This is a genomic window from Bacillus sp. J14TS2 (assembly GCF_018333015.1).
Lineage (GTDB): Bacteria > Bacillota > Bacilli > Bacillales > Bacillaceae_C > Lederbergia.
The window spans coordinates 283,538-307,327 of sequence record NZ_BORE01000006.1; the positions used below are offsets into that span (position 1 = coordinate 283,538).

The 23,790-nt window shown below is 39.5% G+C and carries 20 protein-coding genes; 7 read left to right on the plus strand and 13 right to left on the minus strand.

The annotated features are described in order from the left end of the window. Window positions 1-109 precede the first annotated feature (109 nt). Window positions 110-1,402 carry a UDP-N-acetylglucosamine 1-carboxyvinyltransferase gene (murA, locus tag KI375_RS11470; protein WP_212973623.1) on the minus strand — a complete coding sequence of 431 codons (1,293 nt, stop codon included), beginning with the start codon at window positions 1,400-1,402 and terminating at the stop codon, window positions 110-112. A 467-nt stretch (window positions 1,403-1,869) separates the two neighbouring features. On the opposite strand from murA, the gene KI375_RS11475 reads away from it, so the two are divergent. The 6 genes from KI375_RS11475 to KI375_RS11500 all read left to right on the plus strand — a co-directional run bounded on the left by KI375_RS11475 (window position 1,870) and on the right by KI375_RS11500 (window position 7,796). Beyond that, window positions 1,870-2,946, plus strand: a complete 1,077-nt coding sequence (locus KI375_RS11475; RefSeq protein WP_212973624.1) for a FecCD family ABC transporter permease — start codon at window positions 1,870-1,872, stop codon at window positions 2,944-2,946. Then, on the plus strand, window positions 2,946-3,743 hold the full coding sequence (locus KI375_RS11480; protein WP_212973625.1) for an ABC transporter ATP-binding protein: 798 nt from the start codon (window positions 2,946-2,948) through the stop codon (window positions 3,741-3,743). Before KI375_RS11475 ends, KI375_RS11480 begins: the two co-directional genes overlap by 1 nt. 26 nt (window positions 3,744-3,769) lie before the next feature. After that, entirely contained in the window at window positions 3,770-4,795 is a 1,026-nt protein-coding gene (locus KI375_RS11485) for an ABC transporter substrate-binding protein (RefSeq protein ID WP_212973626.1), read from the plus strand. Window positions 4,796-4,799: 4 nt separating this feature from the next. Then, a complete protein-coding gene (locus KI375_RS11490; protein ID WP_212973627.1) occupies window positions 4,800-5,714 on the plus strand; it encodes a ferrochelatase in 915 nt (304 codons plus the stop codon). A 368-nt stretch (window positions 5,715-6,082) separates the two neighbouring features. After that, window positions 6,083-7,243 (plus strand): MFS transporter, encoded by a 1,161-nt coding sequence (locus tag KI375_RS11495; protein ID WP_212973628.1) that lies wholly within the window; start codon window positions 6,083-6,085, stop codon window positions 7,241-7,243. A 124-nt stretch (window positions 7,244-7,367) separates the two neighbouring features. After that, window positions 7,368-7,796 (plus strand): DUF2383 domain-containing protein, encoded by a 429-nt coding sequence (locus KI375_RS11500; protein WP_212973629.1) that lies wholly within the window; start codon window positions 7,368-7,370, stop codon window positions 7,794-7,796. A 115-nt stretch (window positions 7,797-7,911) separates the two neighbouring features. Here the strand turns inward: KI375_RS11500 and cypC are convergent, their stop codons facing one another. The 7 genes from cypC to KI375_RS11535 all read right to left on the minus strand — a co-directional run bounded on the left by cypC (window position 7,912) and on the right by KI375_RS11535 (window position 16,680). Then, complete coding sequence (gene cypC / locus KI375_RS11505) at window positions 7,912-9,156, minus strand: CYP152 family fatty-acid peroxygenase CypC (RefSeq protein ID WP_212973630.1); 1,245 nt, start codon at window positions 9,154-9,156, stop codon at window positions 7,912-7,914. 428 nt (window positions 9,157-9,584) lie between these two features. Then, window positions 9,585-11,300 (minus strand): ABC transporter ATP-binding protein, encoded by a 1,716-nt coding sequence (locus tag KI375_RS11510; protein ID WP_212973631.1) that lies wholly within the window; start codon window positions 11,298-11,300, stop codon window positions 9,585-9,587. A gap of 48 nt (window positions 11,301-11,348) precedes the next feature. Then, window positions 11,349-12,377, minus strand: a complete 1,029-nt coding sequence (locus KI375_RS11515) for an ABC transporter substrate-binding protein (protein ID WP_374706838.1) — start codon at window positions 12,375-12,377, stop codon at window positions 11,349-11,351. A 14-nt stretch (window positions 12,378-12,391) separates the two neighbouring features. Next, on the minus strand, window positions 12,392-13,153 hold the full coding sequence (locus KI375_RS11520; RefSeq protein WP_212973632.1) for an ABC transporter ATP-binding protein: 762 nt from the start codon (window positions 13,151-13,153) through the stop codon (window positions 12,392-12,394). 3 nt (window positions 13,154-13,156) lie between these two features. Then, window positions 13,157-14,209, minus strand: coding sequence for a FecCD family ABC transporter permease (locus tag KI375_RS11525; RefSeq protein WP_374706840.1), 1,053 nt, complete (start codon window positions 14,207-14,209; stop codon window positions 13,157-13,159). A gap of 262 nt (window positions 14,210-14,471) precedes the next feature. Beyond that, on the minus strand, window positions 14,472-15,560 hold the full coding sequence (locus KI375_RS11530; RefSeq protein WP_212973634.1) for an N-acetylmuramoyl-L-alanine amidase family protein: 1,089 nt from the start codon (window positions 15,558-15,560) through the stop codon (window positions 14,472-14,474). Window positions 15,561-15,846: 286 nt separating this feature from the next. Further along, on the minus strand, window positions 15,847-16,680 hold the full coding sequence (locus tag KI375_RS11535) for a mechanosensitive ion channel family protein (RefSeq protein WP_212973635.1): 834 nt from the start codon (window positions 16,678-16,680) through the stop codon (window positions 15,847-15,849). 214 nt (window positions 16,681-16,894) lie between these two features. Here KI375_RS11535 and KI375_RS11540 point away from each other — a divergent pair, with 214 nt between their 5' ends. Beyond that, window positions 16,895-18,940, plus strand: coding sequence for a catalase (locus KI375_RS11540; protein ID WP_212973636.1), 2,046 nt, complete (start codon window positions 16,895-16,897; stop codon window positions 18,938-18,940). A gap of 81 nt (window positions 18,941-19,021) precedes the next feature. Here the strand turns inward: KI375_RS11540 and KI375_RS11545 are convergent, their stop codons facing one another. The 5 genes from KI375_RS11545 to KI375_RS11565 form a co-directional block, all read right to left on the minus strand. Beyond that, a complete protein-coding gene (locus KI375_RS11545) occupies window positions 19,022-19,927 on the minus strand; it encodes a hypothetical protein (RefSeq protein ID WP_212973637.1) in 906 nt (301 codons plus the stop codon). Next, complete coding sequence (locus KI375_RS11550; protein ID WP_244852554.1) at window positions 19,917-20,462, minus strand: sigma-70 family RNA polymerase sigma factor; 546 nt, start codon at window positions 20,460-20,462, stop codon at window positions 19,917-19,919. The genes KI375_RS11545 and KI375_RS11550 overlap by 11 nt, the downstream gene beginning before the upstream one ends. Before the next feature lie 303 nt (window positions 20,463-20,765). Next, complete coding sequence (locus KI375_RS11555; RefSeq protein ID WP_212973638.1) at window positions 20,766-21,239, minus strand: hypothetical protein; 474 nt, start codon at window positions 21,237-21,239, stop codon at window positions 20,766-20,768. A 238-nt stretch (window positions 21,240-21,477) separates the two neighbouring features. Then, window positions 21,478-22,215, minus strand: a complete 738-nt coding sequence (locus KI375_RS11560; protein ID WP_212973639.1) for a 5-formyltetrahydrofolate cyclo-ligase — start codon at window positions 22,213-22,215, stop codon at window positions 21,478-21,480. A gap of 146 nt (window positions 22,216-22,361) precedes the next feature. Next, complete coding sequence (locus KI375_RS11565) at window positions 22,362-23,789, minus strand: sodium:solute symporter family transporter (RefSeq protein WP_212973640.1); 1,428 nt, start codon at window positions 23,787-23,789, stop codon at window positions 22,362-22,364. Window position 23,790: the final 1 nt, after the last annotated feature.

Here is a 23,790-nt window from a genome sequence, read left to right on the forward strand (position 1 = left end):
GAATGGGACGCTCCAACAATAAAAAGGGAGAAGCCCGATACGCTGCTGGAATATCATCGACCCCGGAGGCCGCGGCAATGGAGCCTTTTTTTAAAATTTTCAATTTTACTTATTCTGATGAAACATATTTAACTTTTGCTCCTAACTCACATAACTTATTAACTAAATTTCCATGCCCGCGATTCAAATGCTCTAATCCGCTTACATATGTAGTTCCTGATGATGACAAGCCTGCACAGACAAGACCAACTGCAGCACGTATGTCTTTCCCCTCAACAAAAGCTCCATTTAGGCTATTTACTCCGTTAATTCTCACTAAATTTTCTGAACTATCTATATCTATTTGTGCTCCCATCTTTATTAATTCAGAGCATATTGAAAATCTACCATGAAATACAGGATCTATAATAATTGATTTTCCATTACATATGGTTGCTAAACTAACTATTAGAGATTGTAAATCAGTAGATAATCCTGGATAAGGGCCTGTCATCGCCCGAAATGATGATAATTTTTTCGGTGTTACAACAAGTATAGAGTTGTCTCTGATAAACGATATCTCTAAACCAACATCTCTTAACAAAGAAATAACTGCCTGATTGTGTCCTGGTATAACCCCATGTATAGTCCCACTTCCTTTTGTCATAGCAAAAGCGGTAAGTAACGCAACGGCTTCCAAACGGTCAGGGATTATTTGATGTTTAATACCTTGTAAACGCTCGCTCCCCTGTATGATTAATTTCCTATTATCTGTTAATGTGATATTGGCCCCCATACTTTTTAAAAATTGGACTAAATCCATTATTTCAGGATCAATCGCAACATTTTCTATCATGGTCTCTCCAGTCGCCCGGCAAGCTGTAAGTAGAGCCTGGACAGTTGCACCAAAACTAGGAAGTCTTAGTTTAAATTTTGTTCCTTTTAGAGGAAGTTCTTTTGCCTTTGCATAGACAATCCCATCCTCTACATTCACATCAACGCCAAATGATTCTAAAGCACTTAGGTGGATATCTATCGGACGAACACCAAAATGATCTCCTCCTGGCAAGGAAACAGTTGCTTCTCCTATTGTTGACACAAGAGGGCCAAGGAATAAGATCGATTGGCGCATTTTTGACATTAATGCTTCGCTTATATGTCCATTTTTCAGTCCATTACTTTCGATAGAAAGAGAAGCACCCTCTCTATAGCTTGTAACCCCAATTTCGCGCATAATTTCAATTAATACATCCATGTCAGAAATAGAAGGGATATTTTCCAAATAAGAAACGCCATCAGTCGCAAGACAGGCAGCAGGCACCAAAATTAAAGCAGCATTCTTCGCTCCCTCTACCTTCGTCTCTCCAACTAATCTATTTCCACCCTCTATTTTCAATTTTTCCCCTTTAATGTGTGCACTCATCTAAATACCCCCAAAAATAAAGTGAACCTTCAATCAGTGGGGGTTTTCTTTCATCCCCCACTGATTTCAGAGGATCAAAGGCTAAAATCGCAACATCCTGTTGCAACGCCTTTGTGACCAACTTCCTGTTGGCCTGAACCAATCGGGCTTTTACGGGCAGTGTATCCCCCCACCTATGCTTCTCCATATTCTCTAAAGCCTTGAGGTGGGGGGATTACTGCCCGTTAATGCGGGATAAAATCATGAAAAGGAGAAGAAGTTTTACTCATACTCATTTGGTTATTTCTCTAGGATACTTATGGAAAAAAGCCTAAAGTATTCTCGGAATAATGTCTATTTCCTCCTCCAAAATCCCTATTGACAAAATAATCTTTGGTCAGCTAAGATAATCTTTAAAGTTTCCATAGGTAAACTATTTAGTACAAATGAAACAAATTTAACCGAAGTTAAAATTAAGGAGGTAAGAATTGATTACAACAACAAATTCGGTAAACAAAGGAAACAAAGTTTATATAGGTGGACAAAAGAAGAACGTCATTCGCTTATCTATCTTTTTTATCATCTTGTTTTGTTTAATTATTGTGTCCACTTCAATCGGACCGTTCCATATTCCATTCCAGCATTCATTCGCAATTATACTCGACCATTTACATATCACATCAGGATCAGCTTTTACGGAAAAAGAAATGACCGTCATTACAAGTATTCGTTTGCCAAGAGTCCTAGTCGGTGGTCTCGTGGGAGCTGGGCTTGGGATATCGGGGGCGATTATGCAAGGTCTATTCCGCAACCCACTTGTGGAACCAGGCTATATTGGGGTTTCGAGCGGAGCGGCTGTCGCGGCTGTGATCGTGCTTTATTTTGGACTCACACGATTCAGCATGTGGGTTCTGCCTTTGGCGGCCTTTGTAGGGGCAGCTCTTTCCCTGTTTTTCGTGTTAATTATTTGGCAAGTGAGCAAAAAGGCATCTATCTCAACACTTCTACTTGTTGGATTGGGGATGAATCTTTTTCTTTCAGCTGTTATGAGTGTATTTATTGCGAGTGCTCCAAGTGAGCAAGAACTTCGAGGAATAGTTTTTTGGCTTCAAGGTGGATTAGAAGCAAGGACTTGGGAGCATGTCCAGCTGATTAGTCCCATTATCATCGGAGCAATTTTACTTGTCTCTATTTTTTCCAGGGAACTTAATGTCATGCTATTAGGCGATGAACAAGCAAAAAGTTCAGGGGTGAATGTAAAACGAACGCGATATATTTTACTTGGTTTAGCGGCGCTAATGGTTGGGGCTGGAGTATCAGTAAGTGGGACAATTGGTTTTGTTGGACTTGTAGTCCCTCATGCGATTCGGCTAATTTTCGGACCAGATCATCGCTTTCTCTTGCCAGCGAGTGCTTTAGGGGGAGCTTCATTTTTAGTTCTTGCTGATATTGTGTCACGTACAATGATTCAGCCTGTCAGTGTTCAAGTGGGAGTCGTTTGCTCCCTCATTGGAGCCCCAGTCTTTTTATTCCTAGTACTTAAATCAAGGAGGGGGAGCTTATAATGACAACACTTATTTCAGATCGCATCACACTGACTCTAGATGGAAACACCATTTTAAAAGACGTTTCGTTAACAGCACCAAAAGGAAACTTTATTGGTTTAATCGGACCAAACGGATCCGGAAAGTCCACTTGGATACGCGCATTAGCAGGACTTTTACCGTTTCAACAGGGGAATATCTATTTGAATGGAAAAGAAATCAAGCATTGTTCTCCAAAGGAAATAGCCCTTATGATCGGCTATGTCCCTCAAGACACAAGCTTTCATTTTGACTTTTCTGTACATGAAATTGTCTTAATGGGAAGACATGCTCATATTCCTCGCTTTGGATTGGAAAGTCAAGAGGATTATGACATTGTGCAAAATGCTATGGAAAAAACAAATATTTCTCATTTATCGAGCCACTCGGTGAATAAATTATCAGGTGGTCAACGCCAATTGGTTTTTATCGCGAAAGCATTAACACAACAAGCGGACATTTTATTATTGGATGAACCGACTTCTGCCCTAGATATCAATCGACAGCTCCAAGTTTTAGAGCTGATCAAGCAATTGACCAAGGAAGGAGTCACGGTCATTATGGCTTTACATGATCTTAATTTAGCCGCACGATTTTGCGATAAATTGGTGTTACTAGCGAATGGACGTGTACTTGCCTCCGGAGAGCCAAAAGATGTCTTCTCGCCTGGAACATTGAGAGAAAGCTACCAAATACATACCGCCGTGCGGTACGACGACCTTATAGAAGCCTATTATATTACGGCCTTGTCACAAATTGAACAAACCGTTAGGATTTAAGAATCTTTTAGTAAAGGATGAAGAATATGAAATGCTATCAAGATGGAAGGAAAAATGGATTATTCCTTGGTTTATTTCTTATTATAACCCTCTTATGTATTACAGGGTGTGCTAGTGGGGAAAAGGTTGTACAATCTGAGTCAAATAAGGCAGCGGAATCCAATGAAAAAAGCAATTCTGCATTTCCACGAACGCTGTCTATTGAGGGGAAAGAGGTGACTGTTCAAGCACAGCCACAACAAATTGCCGCGTTATCTTTAAATGTTGCGGAAATCGTCATAGATTTAGTAGGAACAGATTCGCTTGTAGCAATCACTGAAAGCGCCGAAAATGCAAGCCTGTCTCATTATAGTCAAGAAATAGAAAAGATCCCTTATAAAGTCAAAGGTGCAACCTCACTTGATCCGGAAGTCGTCCTTTCTTATGATCCTGATTTAGTGCTATTGACCCTGACACATGGTGCAGAGCAAGATGCAGAGAAATTATTAGAGCAATCAGGCACCCCCTTAGCTTCTTTTAGCCGCTGGACAACCGTCCAAGATGTGATGGAGAATTATCTTGCTATTGGACAATTATTAGGGGAAGAAGAAAAGTCGGAAGAAATCGTCGATCAGCTGGAACAAAAAATTACTCAAGCTCAATCGCTTGTAAAAGTTAGCGATCAACAGCCAACCGTGTTAATCCTTTCACAAGTAGGATCCAACACTGGACCATATATACTCGGTCCCTCGAGCATTGCCTACGATTTAATCCAATTAGCTGGAGGTACTCCTGGTTCCGATGTATTAGGTTTGGAAAAATCGGCCCCTGCCTCGATTGAACATTTAATTGATATGGATCCTGATTATATCATTCTTGTTGAATGGGGCACGACCAGTGATGAATTTCAAGATTTAGTCGATTCAGAAGGATTTCAAACCTTAACAGCTGTCCAAGAAGACAAAATCAAACGAATGAAAGCGAAGGATATTTCACAAGCCAATCGCTATATTGTCGATCAATTAGTGCCGTTAGTAGAATGGCTCCACCCAAATGAGACTGGAAAGGAGTGATCATGTGATTGGCCTGATTACTTTTGCTTACGGAGCACCTACATCTTTGGATGATTTGTCTTCCTACTATGCTCATATTCACGGCGGGAAGCCATTATCTGCAGAGAAGCTAGAAGAAATGAAGAACCAGTTTAGACGTTGGGGGGTCGCTGATACATTAGGGAGCATTACAAAAAGGCAAATCAAGGCTTTGGCTTCTGTAATACAGCCTCATTTTTCGGAGCCTGTGCAAGGATATACCGCTTATAAACATACCTCTCCTTTTGTGGAGGAGACAGTAACGCAAATGATTGCTGATGGAGTGACAAAAATCATTACCATTCCGTTTAAACCTGTACATACGAAATCTGGAAATATCTATTACCAGACACTGGTACGGAATGCTTTACGCAAATTAAAAGTCGATATACCTGTGAACCATATTGAACAGTGGCATCACCATCCTTCATTCATAAAAATATTCCGGGACCGTGTGAAGACTGCTTGGGATTGGCTGCCACATTCAATTCAAAACAATTCGCTTGTGATCTTTACCGCTCATAGTTTAGCCGGGAAGGCCGAAACACGACAAGCTTTTGAAAAGCAATTACTGGAATTAGCCAACAGCATTGTGGACCCATTATCATTACCAAAATGGCGGATTGCTTATCGTAGTGCCGGCTCACACGAGGGATTGTGGTCTGAACCTGATATTCAAGAGGTGATAAAAGAAGAAGCAAACAGAGGCTGCCAAGGCATCATTGTCTGTGAATTGCTAACCGTGACGGAGAATATTGAAGCATTATTTGATATTGGCTACAATGTCCAGGACCTTTGTCGGGAACTTGATATAGAAGTTTTTAGAACGCCAATGCACAATGATTCATTTGATTTTATCAAAACTTTGGAGGAGATTGTCATAGAACAAATAGACGTTTGAACACGAAAAGCGCAAGGTGGTTGTCTAGGGGCGACAAGCAAATGTTCCTGGACCAAAGAAGGACGTTTTTCTCCTTCTTCGGTTCAGGGTTATTTGACCTCGAGCCCCTACCGCCTGGAGCTGGACAACGAAAAGCGTAAGGCGGTTATCTAGGGGCGACAAGCAAATGTTCCTGGACCAAAGAAGGACGTTTTTCTCCTTCTTCGGTTCAGGGTTATTTGACTTCGAGCCCCTACCGCCTGGAGCTGGACAACGAAAAGCGCAAGGCGATTGCCTAGGGGAAGCAAAGATGTAAGCTTCTTTTTTTCTTTAAAAAAAGCTCGTCTATTATCTCAGATCCAGCATAGAATGGATTCGAGGTGAAATATATGCATAAGACAACAATCGATCAATTCCATATTTTTATGACGATGTTTATCATTAGCCTAATCATGAGCGTACAAGGACCTATCTTCACTCCATATGCAGCCATGTTAGGAGCATCCAGTATCATGATTGGCATTATGTTAAGCACCTCCCAATTAGCCAGCCTAACAGGAAATTTAATGGTTGGTCCTTTAGTGGATCGATACGGAAAAAAATTATTTATTACACTACCCTTACTGATTTCAGGGTTCTTATATATCGCCCATGGGTTCACTATAAACGCTACTAGTTTGCTTATTTTACGGTCTTTAAACAGTTTTGCTCTAGCCTTCTTAATGCCTGCTGCTTTAACGTTTATTTCTGGATATGCAGCAAATAGCCGACAACAAGGAAAGAATATGGCGATTATCGGCATACTTGGAATGATCGCCAATATTATCGCCCCCCTAATTGGTGGAAAATTAGGGGTATGGATTGGCTATGCCCATACCTATTTCGTCATCGGAGTCGGATTACTTTTAATTGCGGTATATACAATGTTGTTTTTACAAGATCGACAAACGCTTGTTGTAAAAAGCAAATCCTCCAGCTCTTCCCGTTTTCTTCATGTTTTGAGCAATCCGGCACTTCAGCTTGTTTATTTAACAGGATTTGCGGTTATGTACATTCATGGTGTGATTATTTATGAAATTCCTTATTTAACGGTAGAACAAGGCGTTTCTACGATGAATACAGGTCAATTATTCAGTTTTATGGCAATTGGAACACTTTTATCCTTATCATTATTTTTTATTCATCGTTTTGATCCAATCAAACGAATGATGGTTGGATTGTTTCTAATGTGTATGAGTTTGGCTCTATTTTTTACTGGTCTACTTGACTTGTCGTTATTTTTATTTTCCATGGGAATTTGTTTTGGTCTTACAATGCCTGCGGCCGCAACTGCTGTTACAGGTGCAGTCCCAAAAGAAGAGCATGGACGAGCCTTTGGAGTCATGTCAGCGGTATATTCTCTCGGCATGATTATCAGCTCTTTTATGACAGCGATAATTCGCCAAATGGTTTCTCCTTACTTTATCGCTTTTCTAGTCGGAATGATTTTCCTGACGATTATCGGTTATTTAAATTTCCGCACACGAAAGGTGGTTGCAGTGGAAAGTTAGTAGAACACGGATTCCGTTGAGTGATAAAACATTGACATTCAAGCAATCGTTTTGATCATAGGCCGGATAGTTTATTGTATGTTGTATAAAATAAAAGCAACTACAGGAAAAGGGAGAATCACATATGGAAAACGTCGTTAAAGAGCTAAACCAGTTTCTTGAAGGAAATTTCATGGCTATTCATACATATGATCAATACATTCACCATATAGATGATCAGAAGCTAAAAAATGTCTTACAAGATATCCAACAGAATCATAAAGAGCATGCAGCCATGATTGCGAAGAGGATTCAAGATCTTGGGGGTATTCCTGCACATGATGTCACAGCCAAAGGTAAAATGATTGAATTCATGTCTAAAGTAAAAGGAACGACGGCAGATACTAGCTCTATCTTGAGAGATGCATCTGTCGGTGAAAATAGAGGTATTCAAACATCAAAAGAACTGCTTGATGGGGATTTGGATGCTGAAAGCTTAGAGTTAGTCCAAAGTATATTAGAGCATGATCAACAGCATGTTGAGTTATTAAATCAACATATCGACTTTCATTAGGGAATATCAGATATCGAAACCATTATTTCGGTATCTGATATTCACTCTTCAAAAAATATCTGCGGATTGTCGGTTGGGGATCAACAGACGTTGGCCCCCTATAAGCCTTGCTCAATTACTTAAATTGGACATTAGTAATCCTTACTTTACTCTCTGGAAGTGGTGGAATATCGTTCATTTCATAGTCAAGATTTTGTTCTGGGAACTTAAAAGTCAGATGGTTCGTGAAAAAATCTAATGTCACTTTTAACACCTCGATGGTTAACCATTCTCCCGCACAGCGGTGACCGATATCAAATTCACCACCTCCTTGCGGAATAAAATCGAACGGAGATCCCTTCCATTCTTTAAATCGTTCTCGTTGAAATGTGTTCGGGTTGTCCCAGGTGGCAGGATCATGATTGGTGCCATATAGATCTAGCAAGGTTAATGTCCCCTCTTTAAAGGTATAACCTTTCCACTCAAAATCTGTCTTTACACGAGCAAGTGCAACGGGGAAGAAAGGATAAAATCTTCTCACTTCTTGAATGAATTGTTCTCTATCTGTTGCTGTTTCCAATTTGTTTGCTTCTTCTGGATAATCATGAATTGCTAGTAAAACAAAATCAATATACACTGAAATAGCCACAATCGGACGTAAAAGATTTAACAGCTCTACCGCCACAATTTTTGCGTCAAGCAAATTGTCATCTAAATCACGGTGCCATGCAAAATGATAAACGGCACTATCTTCCCCTACATCTATTTCTTTTTTTCGCACGTCTTCTACTAATTTCACGATCCGATCCTCTGCTTTAGATCTTGATCTCCTAGCTTGGAAATGCCTCAATCCCACCACTCCAGCGTCTTCAAACATATCGCTTAATTGATCGGTCCATTCTTCTATTTGATCATCCTGATAAGGAACGCCTGTCCATCTTAAAGCTGCTCTCGTCAATACATATTTAGCTGCCTGATAAACATTTATCTCCTCTCTTGATTGTCTCTCTATCTCTCGTTTCCATTCATCTTGAACCAATGAGTTCATCCATTCCAAGCTCTGTTTTGTCATGAATGACATAAATAGTGCTTTTCGATGATGGTGGGCTGCCCCATCCAAACCTTGTACCCCGCCTTCTCCAAATAATGTCTTTTGGATTCTAGCTGGCGAGGCATCCTCTCGAGAAAATTTCGCATTATCGTAGAAAAGTTCTGCTTCGTCCTTCCCAACCATACAGATAGCCTTCTCCCCTAATAAGCGGGTTGCAAAAATACGAGAATGAAACTTATCTGAACGTTTCATGACGAAAAGGTATCCTTCATGTAATAGTTTTAACGTATGGTCCAATCCTTTATCCTGCGGCATATTTGTTTCTTCCATGCTTTAACCTCCTAACAGGCTGCTAGCGTGATAATTAGAGCTTATTAATAGTTGCAAAACAAACCTCTGCCATTTAACCTGGTCCGGTGCAAACCTCCGTAACCCACTGATGGCATTAGATATTGATTTAATAAAGTGAGAACTTTTCAACGCACAAGATGTGCTAATGCAGACGTGGCGATGTTGTCGCGAACTTAGTCTACTTCCTTATCGCCCGCCACTAATTGATAGTTAAGCAATCGGGCCTTTACGAGTAGTTTATCCCCTATCTATTCTCTAAATCCTACAGGTAGAGGAATTACTCCCCGTTAAGGCGGGATAACTAAAACTTTGTAGTCGCTATGTTTCCCTTTTTATCGCCAAATAAAACAAAAAGACCGAATCCGTTAAAGTGATCTACTCACTTATCAGATTCAGTCTCACTCTATTTAACCAAATTGAGCTTGATGCAGTCGGCTATACGTTCCTGCTTGTTCAATTAATTCCCGATGTTCTCCTTGCTCCGCAATTCCATCCTTTGTTAGGACAATAATACGATCAGCATTTTTAATTGTCGCTAATCGGTGAGCTATTACAAGGGTTGTCCGTCCTTTTGAAAGTTCAGCTAATGACTGCTGAATCGCTAGCTCTGTCTCCGTATCGAGGGCAGAGGTCGCTTCATCTAAAATTAAAATTGGCGGATTTTTTAAAAACATGCGAGCAATGGATAAACGTTGCTTCTGGCCACCCGATAGCTTAACCCCTCGTTCTCCAATCACTGTTTCTAAACCATCTGGTTGCTCATGAATAAAGGTTGCCAATTGAGCTTTTTCAGCTGCTTCCATAATTTCTTCATCTGTTGCTTTGAGCTTGCCATAAGCAATATTCTCTCGAATCGTGCCTGAAAACAAGAAAACATCTTGCTGAACAATTCCGATTTGATTGCGTAATGAATGAAGGGTGAAATCTTTAATATCATGGCCATCAATCGAGATCGCCCCTGCTTTTATCTCATAAAAACGCGGCAGCAGACTGCATAATGTGGTTTTCCCAGCCCCCGAAGGACCGACAAAAGCAACAGTCTCCCCTGGTTCTATTTGCAAACTGAGATTATTTACAATATTCTCAGTGGGACTGTAGCCAAAAGATACATTTTCATACTTGATCTTTCCATAAACTGTAATATCTTTTGCATTAGGTCGATCCACGATATCTGGATGCATATCCAATACCTCTGTATAGCGTTTGAACCCTGCAATCCCCTTTGGATAGCTTTCAATAATTGCATTGATTTTTTGGATTGGCCCTAATAAAATATTGGACAATAATAGGAAAGCAACAAATTCTCCGTATGTCAGTGAACCATTAATGACAAACCAGGTACCAAATAATAAGGTAAACAAAGTAACCACGCGCATCAAAAAGTAATTGGACATCACATTTTTCGCCATAATCTTGTAAGATTCCAGCTTAGTTTGGCGATATCTCTCATTATTCTCAGCAAATTTCTTTTGCTCATACTTCTCGTTCGCAAACGCTTGTACTACGCGAATTCCACCAATACTATCCTCCACTCGAGAGTTAATATCGGCAATATCACTGAACATAATACGAAAGGTTCGAGTCATTAATTTATTAAAATGAATCGCAAGAATCATTAATAATGGAATGACAATAAAGGAGATAACCGCTAATTTCCAATTGATCCCAATCATAATAAAGAATGCACCAACTAGTGTCATGATGGCCACAAAGGCATCTTCAGGGCCATGATGTGCCATTTCTCCGATTTCTTCTAAGTCTTTCGTTAGTCTTGAAATAGAATGGCCGGTTTTATTATTATCATAATGACCAAAGGATAATTTCTGCATATGGGTAAACAGCTTTTGGCGCATATTTGTCTCTATATTAATGCCGAGTCTATGCCCCCAATAGGTCACTACGTATTGAAGCAAGGTATTCATCCCATAAATTACCAACAGGGCTATACATGCCCAAATAATCAGATTCCATTTTCCTTGTGGTAAAAGATGGTCGATCACTTGGTTCACAGCAAGTGGAAAAGCCAATTCTAATATTCCTACGAAAATGGCACAGCAAAAGTCTAGAATAAACAGTAATTTATAAGGTTTATAATAAGAAAAGAAACGTTTTAGGTATTTCATATAGACCTCCGAGCGTTTTAATGTTCTGCTGCTAGCTGCCCACAGTGGTTATTCGAATAAATCTGGATACATCTCCTTTGCTAGAATTTCCATACCATCGAGGGCGTTATAGCTATAGCCAAACATATAGTTATAGTCAACGATATAGATTTGTTCATTCTGAATTGCCTTCATACTAGATAGTTTCGGATTATCATATATGCCTTCTTTTACCCGTTCTGCATTCTCTGGTTCACTGTCTATCCATGTTGGAATAATTAATACGTCTGGATCTTTTTCAATCAGCATTTCAATGCTCACTTCTCCGCTTTCATCTTTAAAGGCATTATCCAGTTTTACCTTACTGAATACATCATTAAAAAAGCTCTCACCACCTGCGGCAAATACAGAGACTTCATCAGGATCTGTCATGTGTAAGTAGGCGAATGTTTTGTTTTCCTTAATACTAGACAGATTGTCAATAATCCTTTCTTCTTGTTCTTTTAATTGGTCACTAAATTCCTTAGCTTTTGCTTGCACATTAAAGATAGCACCTATATTTTCAATATCTTTATAGATGGAATCATAACTTGCCCCTTCAATAGAGGATTCAAGTATATAGGTGTTCACATCCATTTCATTTAAAGAGTCTACTGTGCCAACTCCCCACTCTTCATTCTCAAACAAGCCACCTCGTCCAAAAACCAAGTCTGGATCAGTTCCTAAGGCAACTTCTTTACCGATATAGGAGTCACTGAGAATATTTAGTTCATTGTATTCCTCTTCCACTATTGGGTCTGGTGCTCCAAAGCTAGCACCAACACCTGCAATATGATCCTTTAAACCTAAACGCAATAACAGCTCAGCTGCGGGCCGTGTATTCGCCAATACTCGTTTTGGAGCTTGATCAAACACTTGGTCTTTCTCTTTCCATGAGGAACCGCCCTCTGCCTTTGTATAGTTAGCAATCGTAACTGGATATGTTTCGGCTGTTTCTTTCTTTTCTTCTGTTGCATTGTTTCCTTGCGCTTGATTACCACAAGCCATAAGCATAGTAGTAAAAGTGAACGCTGCTAGTAAAAGTAGATATTTTTTCACTTTCGTTCCTCCAATTATATTTGATAGACAAAACCAAGTTGATTTGTCACTGGATTTGTATAGGTTCGACATTTTATTTGGTATAACTTACTAATGGTAGCTGGTGTTAGTACTTCATCTGGCGTACCCTCTGCATATATCGTTCCATCATGGATAGCATAGATATAATCACAGTATTCTGCAGCCATCTCCAAATCATGCAATGCTGCAAGCACCCCGATATTTAGCTCTTTTACACATTGAAGAATCTCTAGCTGATAACGAATATCCAAATGATTCGTTGGTTCATCTAAAATCATAAATTGTGGCTGTTGGGCAATTGTCCGCGCCAGAATCGTCCGTTGCTTTTCTCCGCCAGATAATGATAAATAGCTGCGATCTTTATACTCTAATAGATTGGTTCGTCTCAAGGCTTCTTCCACAATGTCCATATCTGCCTGATTGTCTACTTCCAGCAGTTTTTTATGCGGGGTTCTTCCAAGCAACACCATTTGATGAACCGTCAAATCAAAATTCATCTCATTGAATTGTCCCACTACACCTAGTTGCTGAGAGATCTTTTTTTGCGGGGCATGCAGCAGGTCCATATCGTCTAGATGCACCGACCCTTTATGCGGTAAAATACTTTTGTAAATACTTTTTAGTAATGTTGATTTCCCACAGCCATTGGGACCGATTAACCCTACAAACTTTTGATTCTTGACTAACAATGAAATATTTTTGACGATGTCCTTCTTTCCAATCTTTGTCTCTAGCTGCTCCACTACTAATTGCATATGCTACCCTCCAAAGTTATAGCCTCTTTTTATGATCATATAGATAAATAATGGTGATCCAATCACAGAGGTAAGAATACCAATTGGTAATTCCACATTTTCAATGAGAATCCGTGATAACACATCTGCCCACATGAGAAAAAGCCCTCCTAATAACAAGGCACCTGGCAATAGTCGTTTATGATCCGAGCCAAACAACCCTCGGCATATATGCGGGATAATCAACCCTACAAAACCAATCATTCCTGAATAAGCCACCATCGTTCCCGTAATCAGCGCAGCAATAATCATGTATAGTTTACGGAACAGACTTAAATTGATCCCTAAGGTAATCGCTGATTCATCTCCTAAGAGCATGGTATTTAGCACACGATGCTGGAAAAGGAACAGGAAGCAGCCAGCTAATACAATAATGGCCATGATCGGTACCTTTCCCCAGCTTGAGGAGGCTAAGCTGCCCATAGTCCAAAAGGTAACACTTTTGATTCCCTCTGCATCATTCGCAAAGAAAATAATTAAACTAGATAAGGAGCCGCACAAGGCACCAATCACCACACCTGATAACACTAATTTAATCGAGGTTACTTTACCACCAATGCTGGACAAGATAAGGACCAAAGCAGAAGTAACCATCGCCCCAACAAATGCACCAAAAGCAACACCGAATTGTGCTAAGATCGTTCCGCTACCAAAGCCAACAAGGATAGCAAATGTTGCTCCTAATGAAGCACCTGAGGAAATCCCTAGGATGTATGGATCAGCCAATGGATTCTGGACAATGGCTTGCATGACCACCCCACAAAGGGACAGCCCCATCCCGATTAGTAAGGCGAAAATCACGCGAGGCATACGCACCTGCATAATAATATTGGTATATGAGTCACTCTCCACTTGTTCTAATGAGCCAAAATGTCCGCTTGTAATAGTATGTAATACAATCTGCATGGATTGCTGGAAGGGAATTTGGACTTGACCAATGGAGACAGAGTAGACTGCTGTCACCGCGATACTACAGATAAGGAAAATTAAAACAAAGATATGATACGTATTCTTCAACCCTACTTTGCTACTTTGTGCGTTATTCAATTGTTCACCTTCTTTTTGTCTTTAAATGAGAATGAGAATCATTTTCATTATAGAGGCTGATTATTTTTTTTGCAATCTATTTTTTAAATATTTCTTCTACAAAATATGACAACAGACAAAAAAGAGCTGCCCTAACAGATCATTTTTCACTGATCTGTTAGGGCAACTCCAATATTATTGACAATAATTTATTATATTCTGGGCATTACAAATAATGTATAATCTAGTCCATTTATTGAGCAAAGTAGTGACGAATTCCTTCAACAATACCATTTGCCACATTGTTTTGATATTCTTGAGTTTGAATAAAGGCTAACTCATTAGGGTTCGTGATAAAGCCAAGTTCTACTAGAATACTAGGGGCATTGTTTTCACGAATAACCTGAAAGGCACTCTGTTGAATCCCGCGTCCTCTCAGTGGTGTACTGCTGTCTAATTCTGCTTGGACTTCCTTCGCTAGTTCATAGCTATTTCCGCCCGTATAGTAATGTGTTTCAATCCCGCCGACATTATGAGCAGAATGAGCATTATAGTGCAAGCTAATAAAAACATCGGTATTATAGTCCCTGCTTACCTGAGTCCTATTTTCTAATGATACATAATAATCATTATCCCTTGTCATAATGACTGTGGCACCAGCATCACGTAGTTTTTGTGCTACTACATTGGCCGTGGTCATCGTCATATCTTTTTCCAAAATATTATTTAATCCTATGGCACCTGGGTCTACGCCACCATGTCCAGGATCGATCACAATATTAGCTCCACTTAAAGAAGAAGTATTTTTAGACTGTTCCACTATCGGAGTAGATATCGATGCAGATTCACCATTCATATCTGTTAACCACATCGCAATCCAACCAGTAGAACCATCATCTAATTTTACTTCTACCCAATCATTTGATTGATTGACTATTGGATATGTTGAATTCTTAGAAACTTGTTTTATAATGCCGTGATCCGTACTTGGTCCAGTACGTACTCTTACATCATTATCAATGATAGTAACCTGATCTTCCTGGCCTGTTGTAGTTGTCGCAGCTGTGGTACTTGATTGTTTAGACAAATATTGCGAGGCAACCCAAGCTTCTTCGCCTCCGAAGTATGTCTTCACCCAACCAAATGCATTTTCTTCAAAAACCCGGATCTGATCACCCTTTTGGAGTTCCCCTATTATAGGTGCGCTATGAGACGGGGAGGATCTTACATTTAGGTTAGAGGATCCAACTTCATAAGTTTCTATGTCCTCTGCCAGAGCGGATGAAATCATTAAGCCTAGTGAAAAAAGCGTAATCACTATGCTACTAAATAAAATTCGCAATACTCCTCCTCCTTTTCTTAAGTTTTTAGGGATAATCTATTAAATAGTACCGAAAAAGATACAACTCTATTATTATTTTATTTTTTATATAATTGCAATGTTTTACATGGTAAATTTTGGAAAATAATTCTAAATGACTAGATTGCTTTGAATAACTTTAGTAAAAGCTGCCTGAATTGAAAAACGGGAGAATCAAATGAAGCGCCCACCTCTAATTGAGCGCAAACATTCAACCCTCCCTAATCTAAAAAGTCAAAATTCCACACGCTGCATCCTGCAAATGACCTTACCCTTCATTTGGATCTTTTTCAAAATATACTTGATCAGAGTTCATTTTATTTTTATCAAAGGCCTCTTTGATCGCTTTACGTAGTTGTCTTTCTACACCCCATTGTTCCATGTTCTCTGTTTTAGCAATAATGCGCAATGTTATGTCAGCTTGACCAATCATTTGAACACCAAGAACATCTGGTCCTTCTAAAATCTTATCATTTTCTTGTTTTACTTTATCACAAACATCTTGTAACACAGTTATGGCTTGATCAATATTATCCTCGTACGGAATGCCGATATCTACGAGAGCCTGCATGCTTCCACGTGAATGATTGCTTAATGAGCCAATCTCTCTATTTGGAATATATTGAAGTGTTCCATCAAAACTACGAATTTGCGTTGTTCGGAGCCCCACCTCTTCAACGATTCCCTCATATCCAGCAGTTGTCACATAATCCCCCACATCTATCTGCTTTTCGAGAAGGATAAAAAAACCAGTCACAATATCACTAACAAAGCCTTGTGCTCCAAAACCGATGGCTAAGCCGACAACCCCTGCCCCTGCAATTAGGCCAGTCGCATCAAAATCAAATATCCCTAAAATGATGACGAGGGTAATAAAGAATAAAACATAAGAAAAGACACTTATCGCTAAAGCTTGTAATGTTTTCGTTCTAGCTACAGACATCTTTCTTTTATTTTGCACTTTCAAAAAAGAAGATCGGATGACTTTCTTTCCGATAGAACGAATAATTAGAAAAGCAATAATGGTTACGATTAGCTGAATAAGTGTAATCCCTATATTTAACAAAATCTGTTCCCAATTAATATTCTCAATCCATTTCATTTCCAGTTACTCCTTTAATATTTACTATAGATAATCATTATAACAAACGACCTTCTACTAAACAAAGTGAAATTGCGGAACAAAAGTAGGATACATTATCAAGAGAGAAAAAACGGCTGGTCTATTTAACTTGGCATTTTAACAAGGTTTTATCATTTTGCTCTTAGGGAACAGAATAATAATAGAATCATTCAAGTCAGGAGGATAAAACGGCATGAGTGAAAAAAACAAGGTAAACAAAAATAGTAAAAATCAGCAATTGGATCAATTTCGTAGTGATGATCGTGATGAGAAAATGACGACCAACCAAGGCTTGAAAGTGTCTGAAGATGAATTTTCATTAAAAGCAGGAGGCCGTGGGCCTACTCTGATGGAGGATTTTCATTTTCGAGAAAAAATGACGCACTTCGACCATGAAAGGATCCCGGAGAGAGTTGTCCATGCACGAGGGTATGGAGCACATGGTGAATTTGAACTATATGAATCAATGAAGCCATATACAAAAGCCAAATTCCTACAAGAACCGGGGGCAAAAGTTCCTGTGTTCACGCGAATTTCCACAGTAGCAGGCTCAAAAGGTTCTTTCGATATTCCTCGAGATGTTCGCGGATTTGCCACGAAGTTCTATACGGAAGAAGGAAATTTCGATCTAGTGGGCAATAATATGCCAGTATTTTTCATCCAGGATGCGATTAAATTCCCTGATGTTATACATGCTGTCAAGCCTGAACCAGATACTGGTTATCCACAAGCTGCTTCCGCCCACGATACATTCTGGGATTTTATTGCCAATAACCAAGAATCCGCTCATATGGTAATGTGGCTGATGTCCGATCGCGCTATTCCAAGAAGTTTGCGAATGATGGAAGGGTTTGGGGTACACACCTTTCGTTTTGTCAATGATGAAGGAAAATCTCATTTTGTCAAATTCCATTGGAAGCCAAAACTCGGTATTCATTCAGCTGTTTGGGATGAAGCGCAAAAAATTAATGGTAAAAATCCCGATTTCAATCGCCAGGATATTCATGAGTCGATTGAGAATGGCGACTATCCAGAGTGGGAATTGGGGGTACAAATGGTACCAAAGGAAGATGAATTCACATTTGATTTTGATGTCCTTGATCCTACAAAATTATGGCCAGAAGAAGATGTACCCGTGAAAATTATTGGGAAAATGACATTGAATCGCAACGTGAACAATGTGTTTGCTGAAACAGAACAAGTAGCCTTTCATCCGGGAAGTGTAGTGCCCGGAATTGACTTTTCCAATGATCCCTTACTGCAGGGAAGACTTTTTTCATATACAGATACTCAACTGATCAGGCTTGGCGGACCAAACTTCCATGAATTGCCGATTAATCGTCCTGTTTGTCCATTTCACAACAATCAACGTGATGGCTATGGACGGCAAACGATTAATGTTGGAAAAACTAGCTATCATAATAATGCTATCGCTGGGAACACTCCTTCCACAGCATCAGTCGAAGAAGGTGGATATGAGCATTATCAGGAAAAAGTGGACGGCCGGAAAATACAAGCCCGCAGTGAAAGCTTCAAAGATCATTTTTCTCAAGCGACAATGTTCTGGAACAGTATGTCCGAGGTAGAAAAAAGCCATATTAAAGAGGCATTCTGTTTTGAGCTTAGTATGGTCAATGATAAGACCATCCGTCAACAGGTTGTCGAGATGATTGCGCATATTAATTTACAACTGGCCAAGGAAGTTGCGGTAAATGTCGGTGTAGAGGAACCATCCACTGGTGGATCAGATGTGACGAAATCTTCACCGGCCCTTAGCCAGATGAACACAATCCATAAACCTGATACCCTGAAAATCGCTGTCGTTCTTGATGAAGGCTACGATGACAAAGAGGTAGAAACAATCATTCAAGGGCTGAAGGAAAATCATACCTATCCAACAGTAATCAGCTCGAAACTTGGAAAAATCAAAGGAAAAAGTGGAACTGAAATAGAAGCTTCCGCCACATTCGATACAGGTGATCCAGTACTATTTGATGGTTTATATGTCACTGGTGGCAAAAACTCAAACAAAGACTTCACCAAAAAAGCCAGTTATATGGTGCAAGAAACATTTAAGCATTTTAAGCCAATTGGCGCAACAGGAAAAGGCATTGACATTCTGGATACAAATGGTGTGACAACAGAGCCCGGGGTTGTAACAGGCGATCAGACAGACAATTTCATTACGGCATATATAGATGCTATAGCTGCACATCGTCATTGGAACCGTAATGTTTAAAGGCAGCAAGCGAAAAGAACGAGTGGGACCAAATAACAGAGGCCTCACTCGTTTTTATGTGTCATCATATATAGATTCCCGCTATTCAACCATTGACAGCAATACCTTTTCCATTTCTTCCTTAGATAATATATCTGCGCTCATGGTAATTTCATAGCCTTTTTCCGGAATTGTGACTCTCATTCCCTGCACATTACCGAGACCATCGTTATATCCGTAAGCATGCTCAAAAGCATATCCTTTTAGCTGATACGAATCAATATGGTCGTATCCTACTAACTCTGGTTCATCCTCTTTACTTTCATCTATTTTCTTCGTAATTGTATAAAAACCAAATTCACCCTGTTTTTGTCTATATTGAATAAAAGCCTCTGGGTCCTCCCCAACATGTGATTCCTCTGTGCGCGCTCTTTCTTCAACCAGCTCATAGCCATCTGGTATAAAAGCCGGTCGATTGATTGGATAGCTGGACAATGCCTGTGCCTCTTCTACCGTATGGGTTGTCAATGCGTATATTCCGTACTTTTCTATTTCCTTCCAAAGTTTATTCAATTTTTCATCATAATCTGCATGAGGATTTTTCGCCCGCTCCGCGTCTAGCTCCATCGATTCCTTTATCAATTTACTATATTCCGCAAATTCTTCAGGAGAGAGATGTGCTTTTGCTAGTTCTAGATGCTGCTCCATTTGCGGCAAATAAGCTTTTGCCTCTTCCTCTGGAAAACCTTCAAAGGCTTTTTGGATTTTTTCCTCTGAACCAAAAGCTTTCCCTAGCAAGGTATCGGCTGCATCAGCAATATATGATCCGCCAATTGAATAAGTTCCACCGATGATGATAACAGAAGCTGCTGCTCCAATGATCCATTTAGGCGTCCGATTCTTTTTCTTCGCTTCTTGCTTTACTTGCTTAATCCCTAATTCTACCCTTGAGTCCAATTCCTTAGGAATCTCAATCTTTTCCATTTCATGCTTAATTTCATTGTCCATAGATATCCTCCCTTTTCACCTGTTTGCGTAATTTATCTAAAGAACGATATAAAATAGTTTTTACTGTACCAAGCGGCATGTCTAATACATCGGCAATTTCGCTTATCGTATGCTCTACGTAAAACTTTAAGAGCACAACACTTTTTTCATTTTCATTTAGACTTTCAATTAAATCTTTCAGTGTCATTTGCAGGGAAACATCTTTTTCATCTGCAGCAAACATATCAGCATATTCCGGGTTCAAATGAACAATCTTTTTTCCCTTTCTGAGATGACTGATCGCAGTGTTCATCGCAATTCTGATCACCCATGTTTTAAAATACTCTGGATTCTTCAATGTCTTGATCTTACTGAATGATTTATAAGCTGTTTCTTGAACGATATCCAATGCGTCTTCCTGATTTTTCACATATACATAGGCGATCCGATAAATGTCTACTTGATAATGTTGAAAAAGGGTGAGATATGCTTTTTCGTCTCCTTTTTGTGCTTTTTTAACTAATTGGTTAATAACGACCACCTCTATATCTGTCACTATGTTTGCTAGGGTTGGAGGGACGCTATTCTGCCCTATGTATCTGCTATCCGCTTTTTCATAAACCTTTCACCTCCATTTTTTTAATACTACTTATTAGACAATCGATCAGATCATTTGGCTTTCAATAAATGGAAATATTTTATACAAAGTGATGGGGATGGATTTTATTCTGGGGGGATGGAGCTATGAAACTATTTGTATGATTATTTTAAAAAGATCACCCAGCGGAGTGATCTTTTTTCCTTTTCTATAAGTGACCTAAACAAACTTAGAAGGACGTTCAACATCTCTCAAGCCGTTTCAATCTTTCGCCGGCTCAAATCCTTCCTCCTGTAAATAACTTTCAGCATCGTTATAGGACGTGAAGCTTTCAACTAAGTTCAAACCCGCATAGATATTCCAAAGCATTTCTTCGCATGTCAAAATTAGGCTATGTCCTTCTTGGTCACGCCACTCAGATTCAGATGTCACTACGGAATCCTGCTCACCTTCCTCTCCCTCAGATAAATACTGAATCGAATCCGTAATGGCTTTCCGCAGCTCTTCTTCAGAAGTATCACGGATATTAATTAACCCCTTTTTATCTGCCTGATACTCCTGCAAATCTCCAACAAAGACAAACCCATTCCCATTCGGATGGAGATGATAAACAACCGTCGTTTTATCATACAGACTATCTAGATAATGGTAATTCACTCGTTTCATTGACACTTCTTTACGAGTGAGCTGGGGATATGATTCGATAATGGCCTGCTTTTCTTCGAACGTAAGCATACATATTTTCCTCTTTTCTATTTCGTGCGGATTTGTCTATCGTTCCTATTTTTTAAAATCCGTATTAGAAATTTATTTACACTCAATACAACTTATCATAAAAACAATAGAACAAATAGGATTTTTTACTCTGTTAAACCAAAGAAAGCGGATCTGTCTCACGAACAGGCCCGCTTTCTATTTTTGATAATCTATTCGCTATGGCTTTTTCACCATTAACTATGTCCGCTCAGCACACTTACTTCCCTTTCAAACGATAAACTTCTTGCAATGGAGGAATATTTTCAAACATGCCAGCCTCTAGCTTGTCCCAAATGATGCCTAATGTTGGTTTAGGATGGTTGTTTTCTGTTTTGATGCAACGTGTTGGTGTTACGATATAATCAACAACAGTATCATATTCCTCTGGCCCAATTTCCGCATCAACAATTTGACAGTCATGACCAAGACCAAAAACAATAGACTCCGGACTAACGATGCCCATTTCCCACATCATCCCCCACTCCAGATCAAAATAGCCATGACCTTTTCCAAAGCGAAGGCCATTTGGTTTCATCGCAGAAGCTCCAGTGAATAGCAGGGGGATTTGATTAAACTCTTCTTTAATTTCCGCTAGTGTAATCGGAGTTATAAACAGCTCAATCCCATCTAATGTAGAAGCGAGTTCTTCCTTGCCTTCAGGTACATCCCCAGGACGAACGATTTGGAAGCCACGATTAATGCCATATGTCGTCATAATTAATGTCTTTTTATCTTTTAATGTATACTCTCTTAATTTTCTCATGTTGTTATCCGGGGTAATAAATACAACCGCTGCTTGCTGATAAGCTTCCTGTTCGCGAACAATCTCCGCTCCTTGATCACTGCCTACATAATCCGCAATAAACTCTGCAAAGTCCCAGTGAAAACGTGTATCAGGTTTTCCCACTTTTCTTAGTTCAGCCCAAATTTGTTCTCTTGCCTGTTCTGCGTTCATGTTCATTCCCCTTTACTTTGCTGTTTATTTTTCGAATCCGCTACACTAAACCAAATCTGAAATCCAAAGTCCGCCAATAACCCAATAAGTGAAATCCAGATCAGTATATTGAAAAATGTTAAAGAATACATGGGCTTCACCCTTTCTTAGTCTAGGCTTTTTATCGTTTCCTTTAATTGATCAAAATTGTATCCTACCTTCGAGAAAGTTGCTCCTATAAATACAATGAGAGATGAAATCACAATCGCAACCACAAAGCTATATAAATTTTCCCCTATTACATATAGTGGAATCCCTAAAACCAATCCAGCAATCGTACCTGTTGCAGCCAGCTTCCCAGTGATGTTCCTATTATATAAACCGGCGATAACTGGAACGACTGCAGCTGCAGCTGCTAAATCAGCAAAAAGTAAAATTTGTAAGATTGATGGTGCCTTAAATGCAACAAGCATTGCTACCACTGCAAAAACAATCGTTGAGATTCGTGCAACCTTTACCGCCGCTTTTGGATCCATATTTGGCAGTAAACTTTTCATAATATCTAGTGACGCTGTCGAGGAAAAAGCGGCTAATGCATCTGAACCCGTTGAAGTTGTTGCAAGGACAATAACTAATACAAACAGCATTGATCCCCATTCGGGTAACACTGTATGAGCAACTAATGCCGTCCCAATCGATGTATGTGGCAGATCCATCCCCATAGAAATTGCAATCAGTCCGAAAACCCCGGCAATAATGGCCATTGGGAAGGTCATAATCGAGGCATTCACTAGTCCTTTTTTTACAACTTTAAAATCTTTTGCTGAATAAACACGTTGCCATAACGCCTGATTTAACAATTCAGCTGAACAAACTGCAATAATAATCATCAACGCAAATTCCATACCGGATGCATGAAAAATATTCATCAGTTCTGGTGCATTTTTCACCACACCTTCATACACTGCACTTGTTCCACCTAGATTACGAAAGGCAAAGAAGGCAACGACAAATAGTAATGGAGTTAACAAGATTGCTTGAATACTATTAGTAAAAATCGCTGCACCAAGTCCACCATAAGTAGTATAAATCATGACTGGAATTCCGATAATTAATACACCTGCGTAAATAGGCATTCCACCGAGGTATTGAAAGGCAATGCCTGCACCAATCAAGTTGGCGACAAGTAAACAGAAAAGATAAACAACGATCACAAATAAAACAACGATAAACATAAAATTTCCATAACGCGCCTTTACAAATTCCCCGATGGTGTTTCCCGCTGGAAGAAGTTCCTTAATCCTACGAGAAATCGGAATAAAAATAAGATAGGCAATCGAAAGTGCTAGTGCGTATCCGATCATCGCGGTCATACCATCTAAATACGCTGATTCAGCTGGTGAAAAGATCAATCCTGTACCAACCGCATATGCAATAAATGTTGCCGTCATAAAGGCAACCGTTATATTACGACCAGCCGTGAAATAGGAATCATTGTTTTTCATCTGTCTTTTACTAAATAAATACCCTAGAACAGAGATAGCGAGCATTAGAATGATGCTAAATACAATCATATAAAAACCAAAAGTGTTCAAA

Excerpts from the sequence above, each read along its gene's own strand:
- KI375_RS11495 (WP_212973628.1), top strand. The coding sequence starts at position 6,083 with ATGCATAAGACAACAATCGATCAATTCCATATTTTTATGACGATGTTT.
- KI375_RS11520 (WP_212973632.1), bottom strand. The coding sequence starts at position 13,153 with ATGCAATTAGTAGTGGAGCAGCTAGAGACAAAGATTGGAAAGAAGGAC.
- KI375_RS11555 (WP_212973638.1), bottom strand. The coding sequence starts at position 21,239 with ATGCTTACGTTCGAAGAAAAGCAGGCCATTATCGAATCATATCCCCAG.
- murA (WP_212973623.1), bottom strand. The coding sequence starts at position 1,402 with ATGAGTGCACACATTAAAGGGGAAAAATTGAAAATAGAGGGTGGAAAT.
- KI375_RS11500 (WP_212973629.1), top strand. The coding sequence starts at position 7,368 with ATGGAAAACGTCGTTAAAGAGCTAAACCAGTTTCTTGAAGGAAATTTC.
- KI375_RS11540 (WP_212973636.1), top strand. The coding sequence starts at position 16,895 with ATGAGTGAAAAAAACAAGGTAAACAAAAATAGTAAAAATCAGCAATTG.
- KI375_RS11485 (WP_212973626.1), top strand. The coding sequence starts at position 3,770 with ATGAAATGCTATCAAGATGGAAGGAAAAATGGATTATTCCTTGGTTTA.
- KI375_RS11510 (WP_212973631.1), bottom strand. The coding sequence starts at position 11,300 with ATGAAATACCTAAAACGTTTCTTTTCTTATTATAAACCTTATAAATTA.
- KI375_RS11560 (WP_212973639.1), bottom strand. The coding sequence starts at position 22,215 with ATGAACGCAGAACAGGCAAGAGAACAAATTTGGGCTGAACTAAGAAAA.
- KI375_RS11545 (WP_212973637.1), bottom strand. The coding sequence starts at position 19,927 with ATGGACAATGAAATTAAGCATGAAATGGAAAAGATTGAGATTCCTAAG.
- KI375_RS11535 (WP_212973635.1), bottom strand. The coding sequence starts at position 16,680 with ATGAAATGGATTGAGAATATTAATTGGGAACAGATTTTGTTAAATATA.
- KI375_RS11480 (WP_212973625.1), top strand. The coding sequence starts at position 2,946 with ATGACAACACTTATTTCAGATCGCATCACACTGACTCTAGATGGAAAC.
- cypC (WP_212973630.1), bottom strand. The coding sequence starts at position 9,156 with ATGGAAGAAACAAATATGCCGCAGGATAAAGGATTGGACCATACGTTA.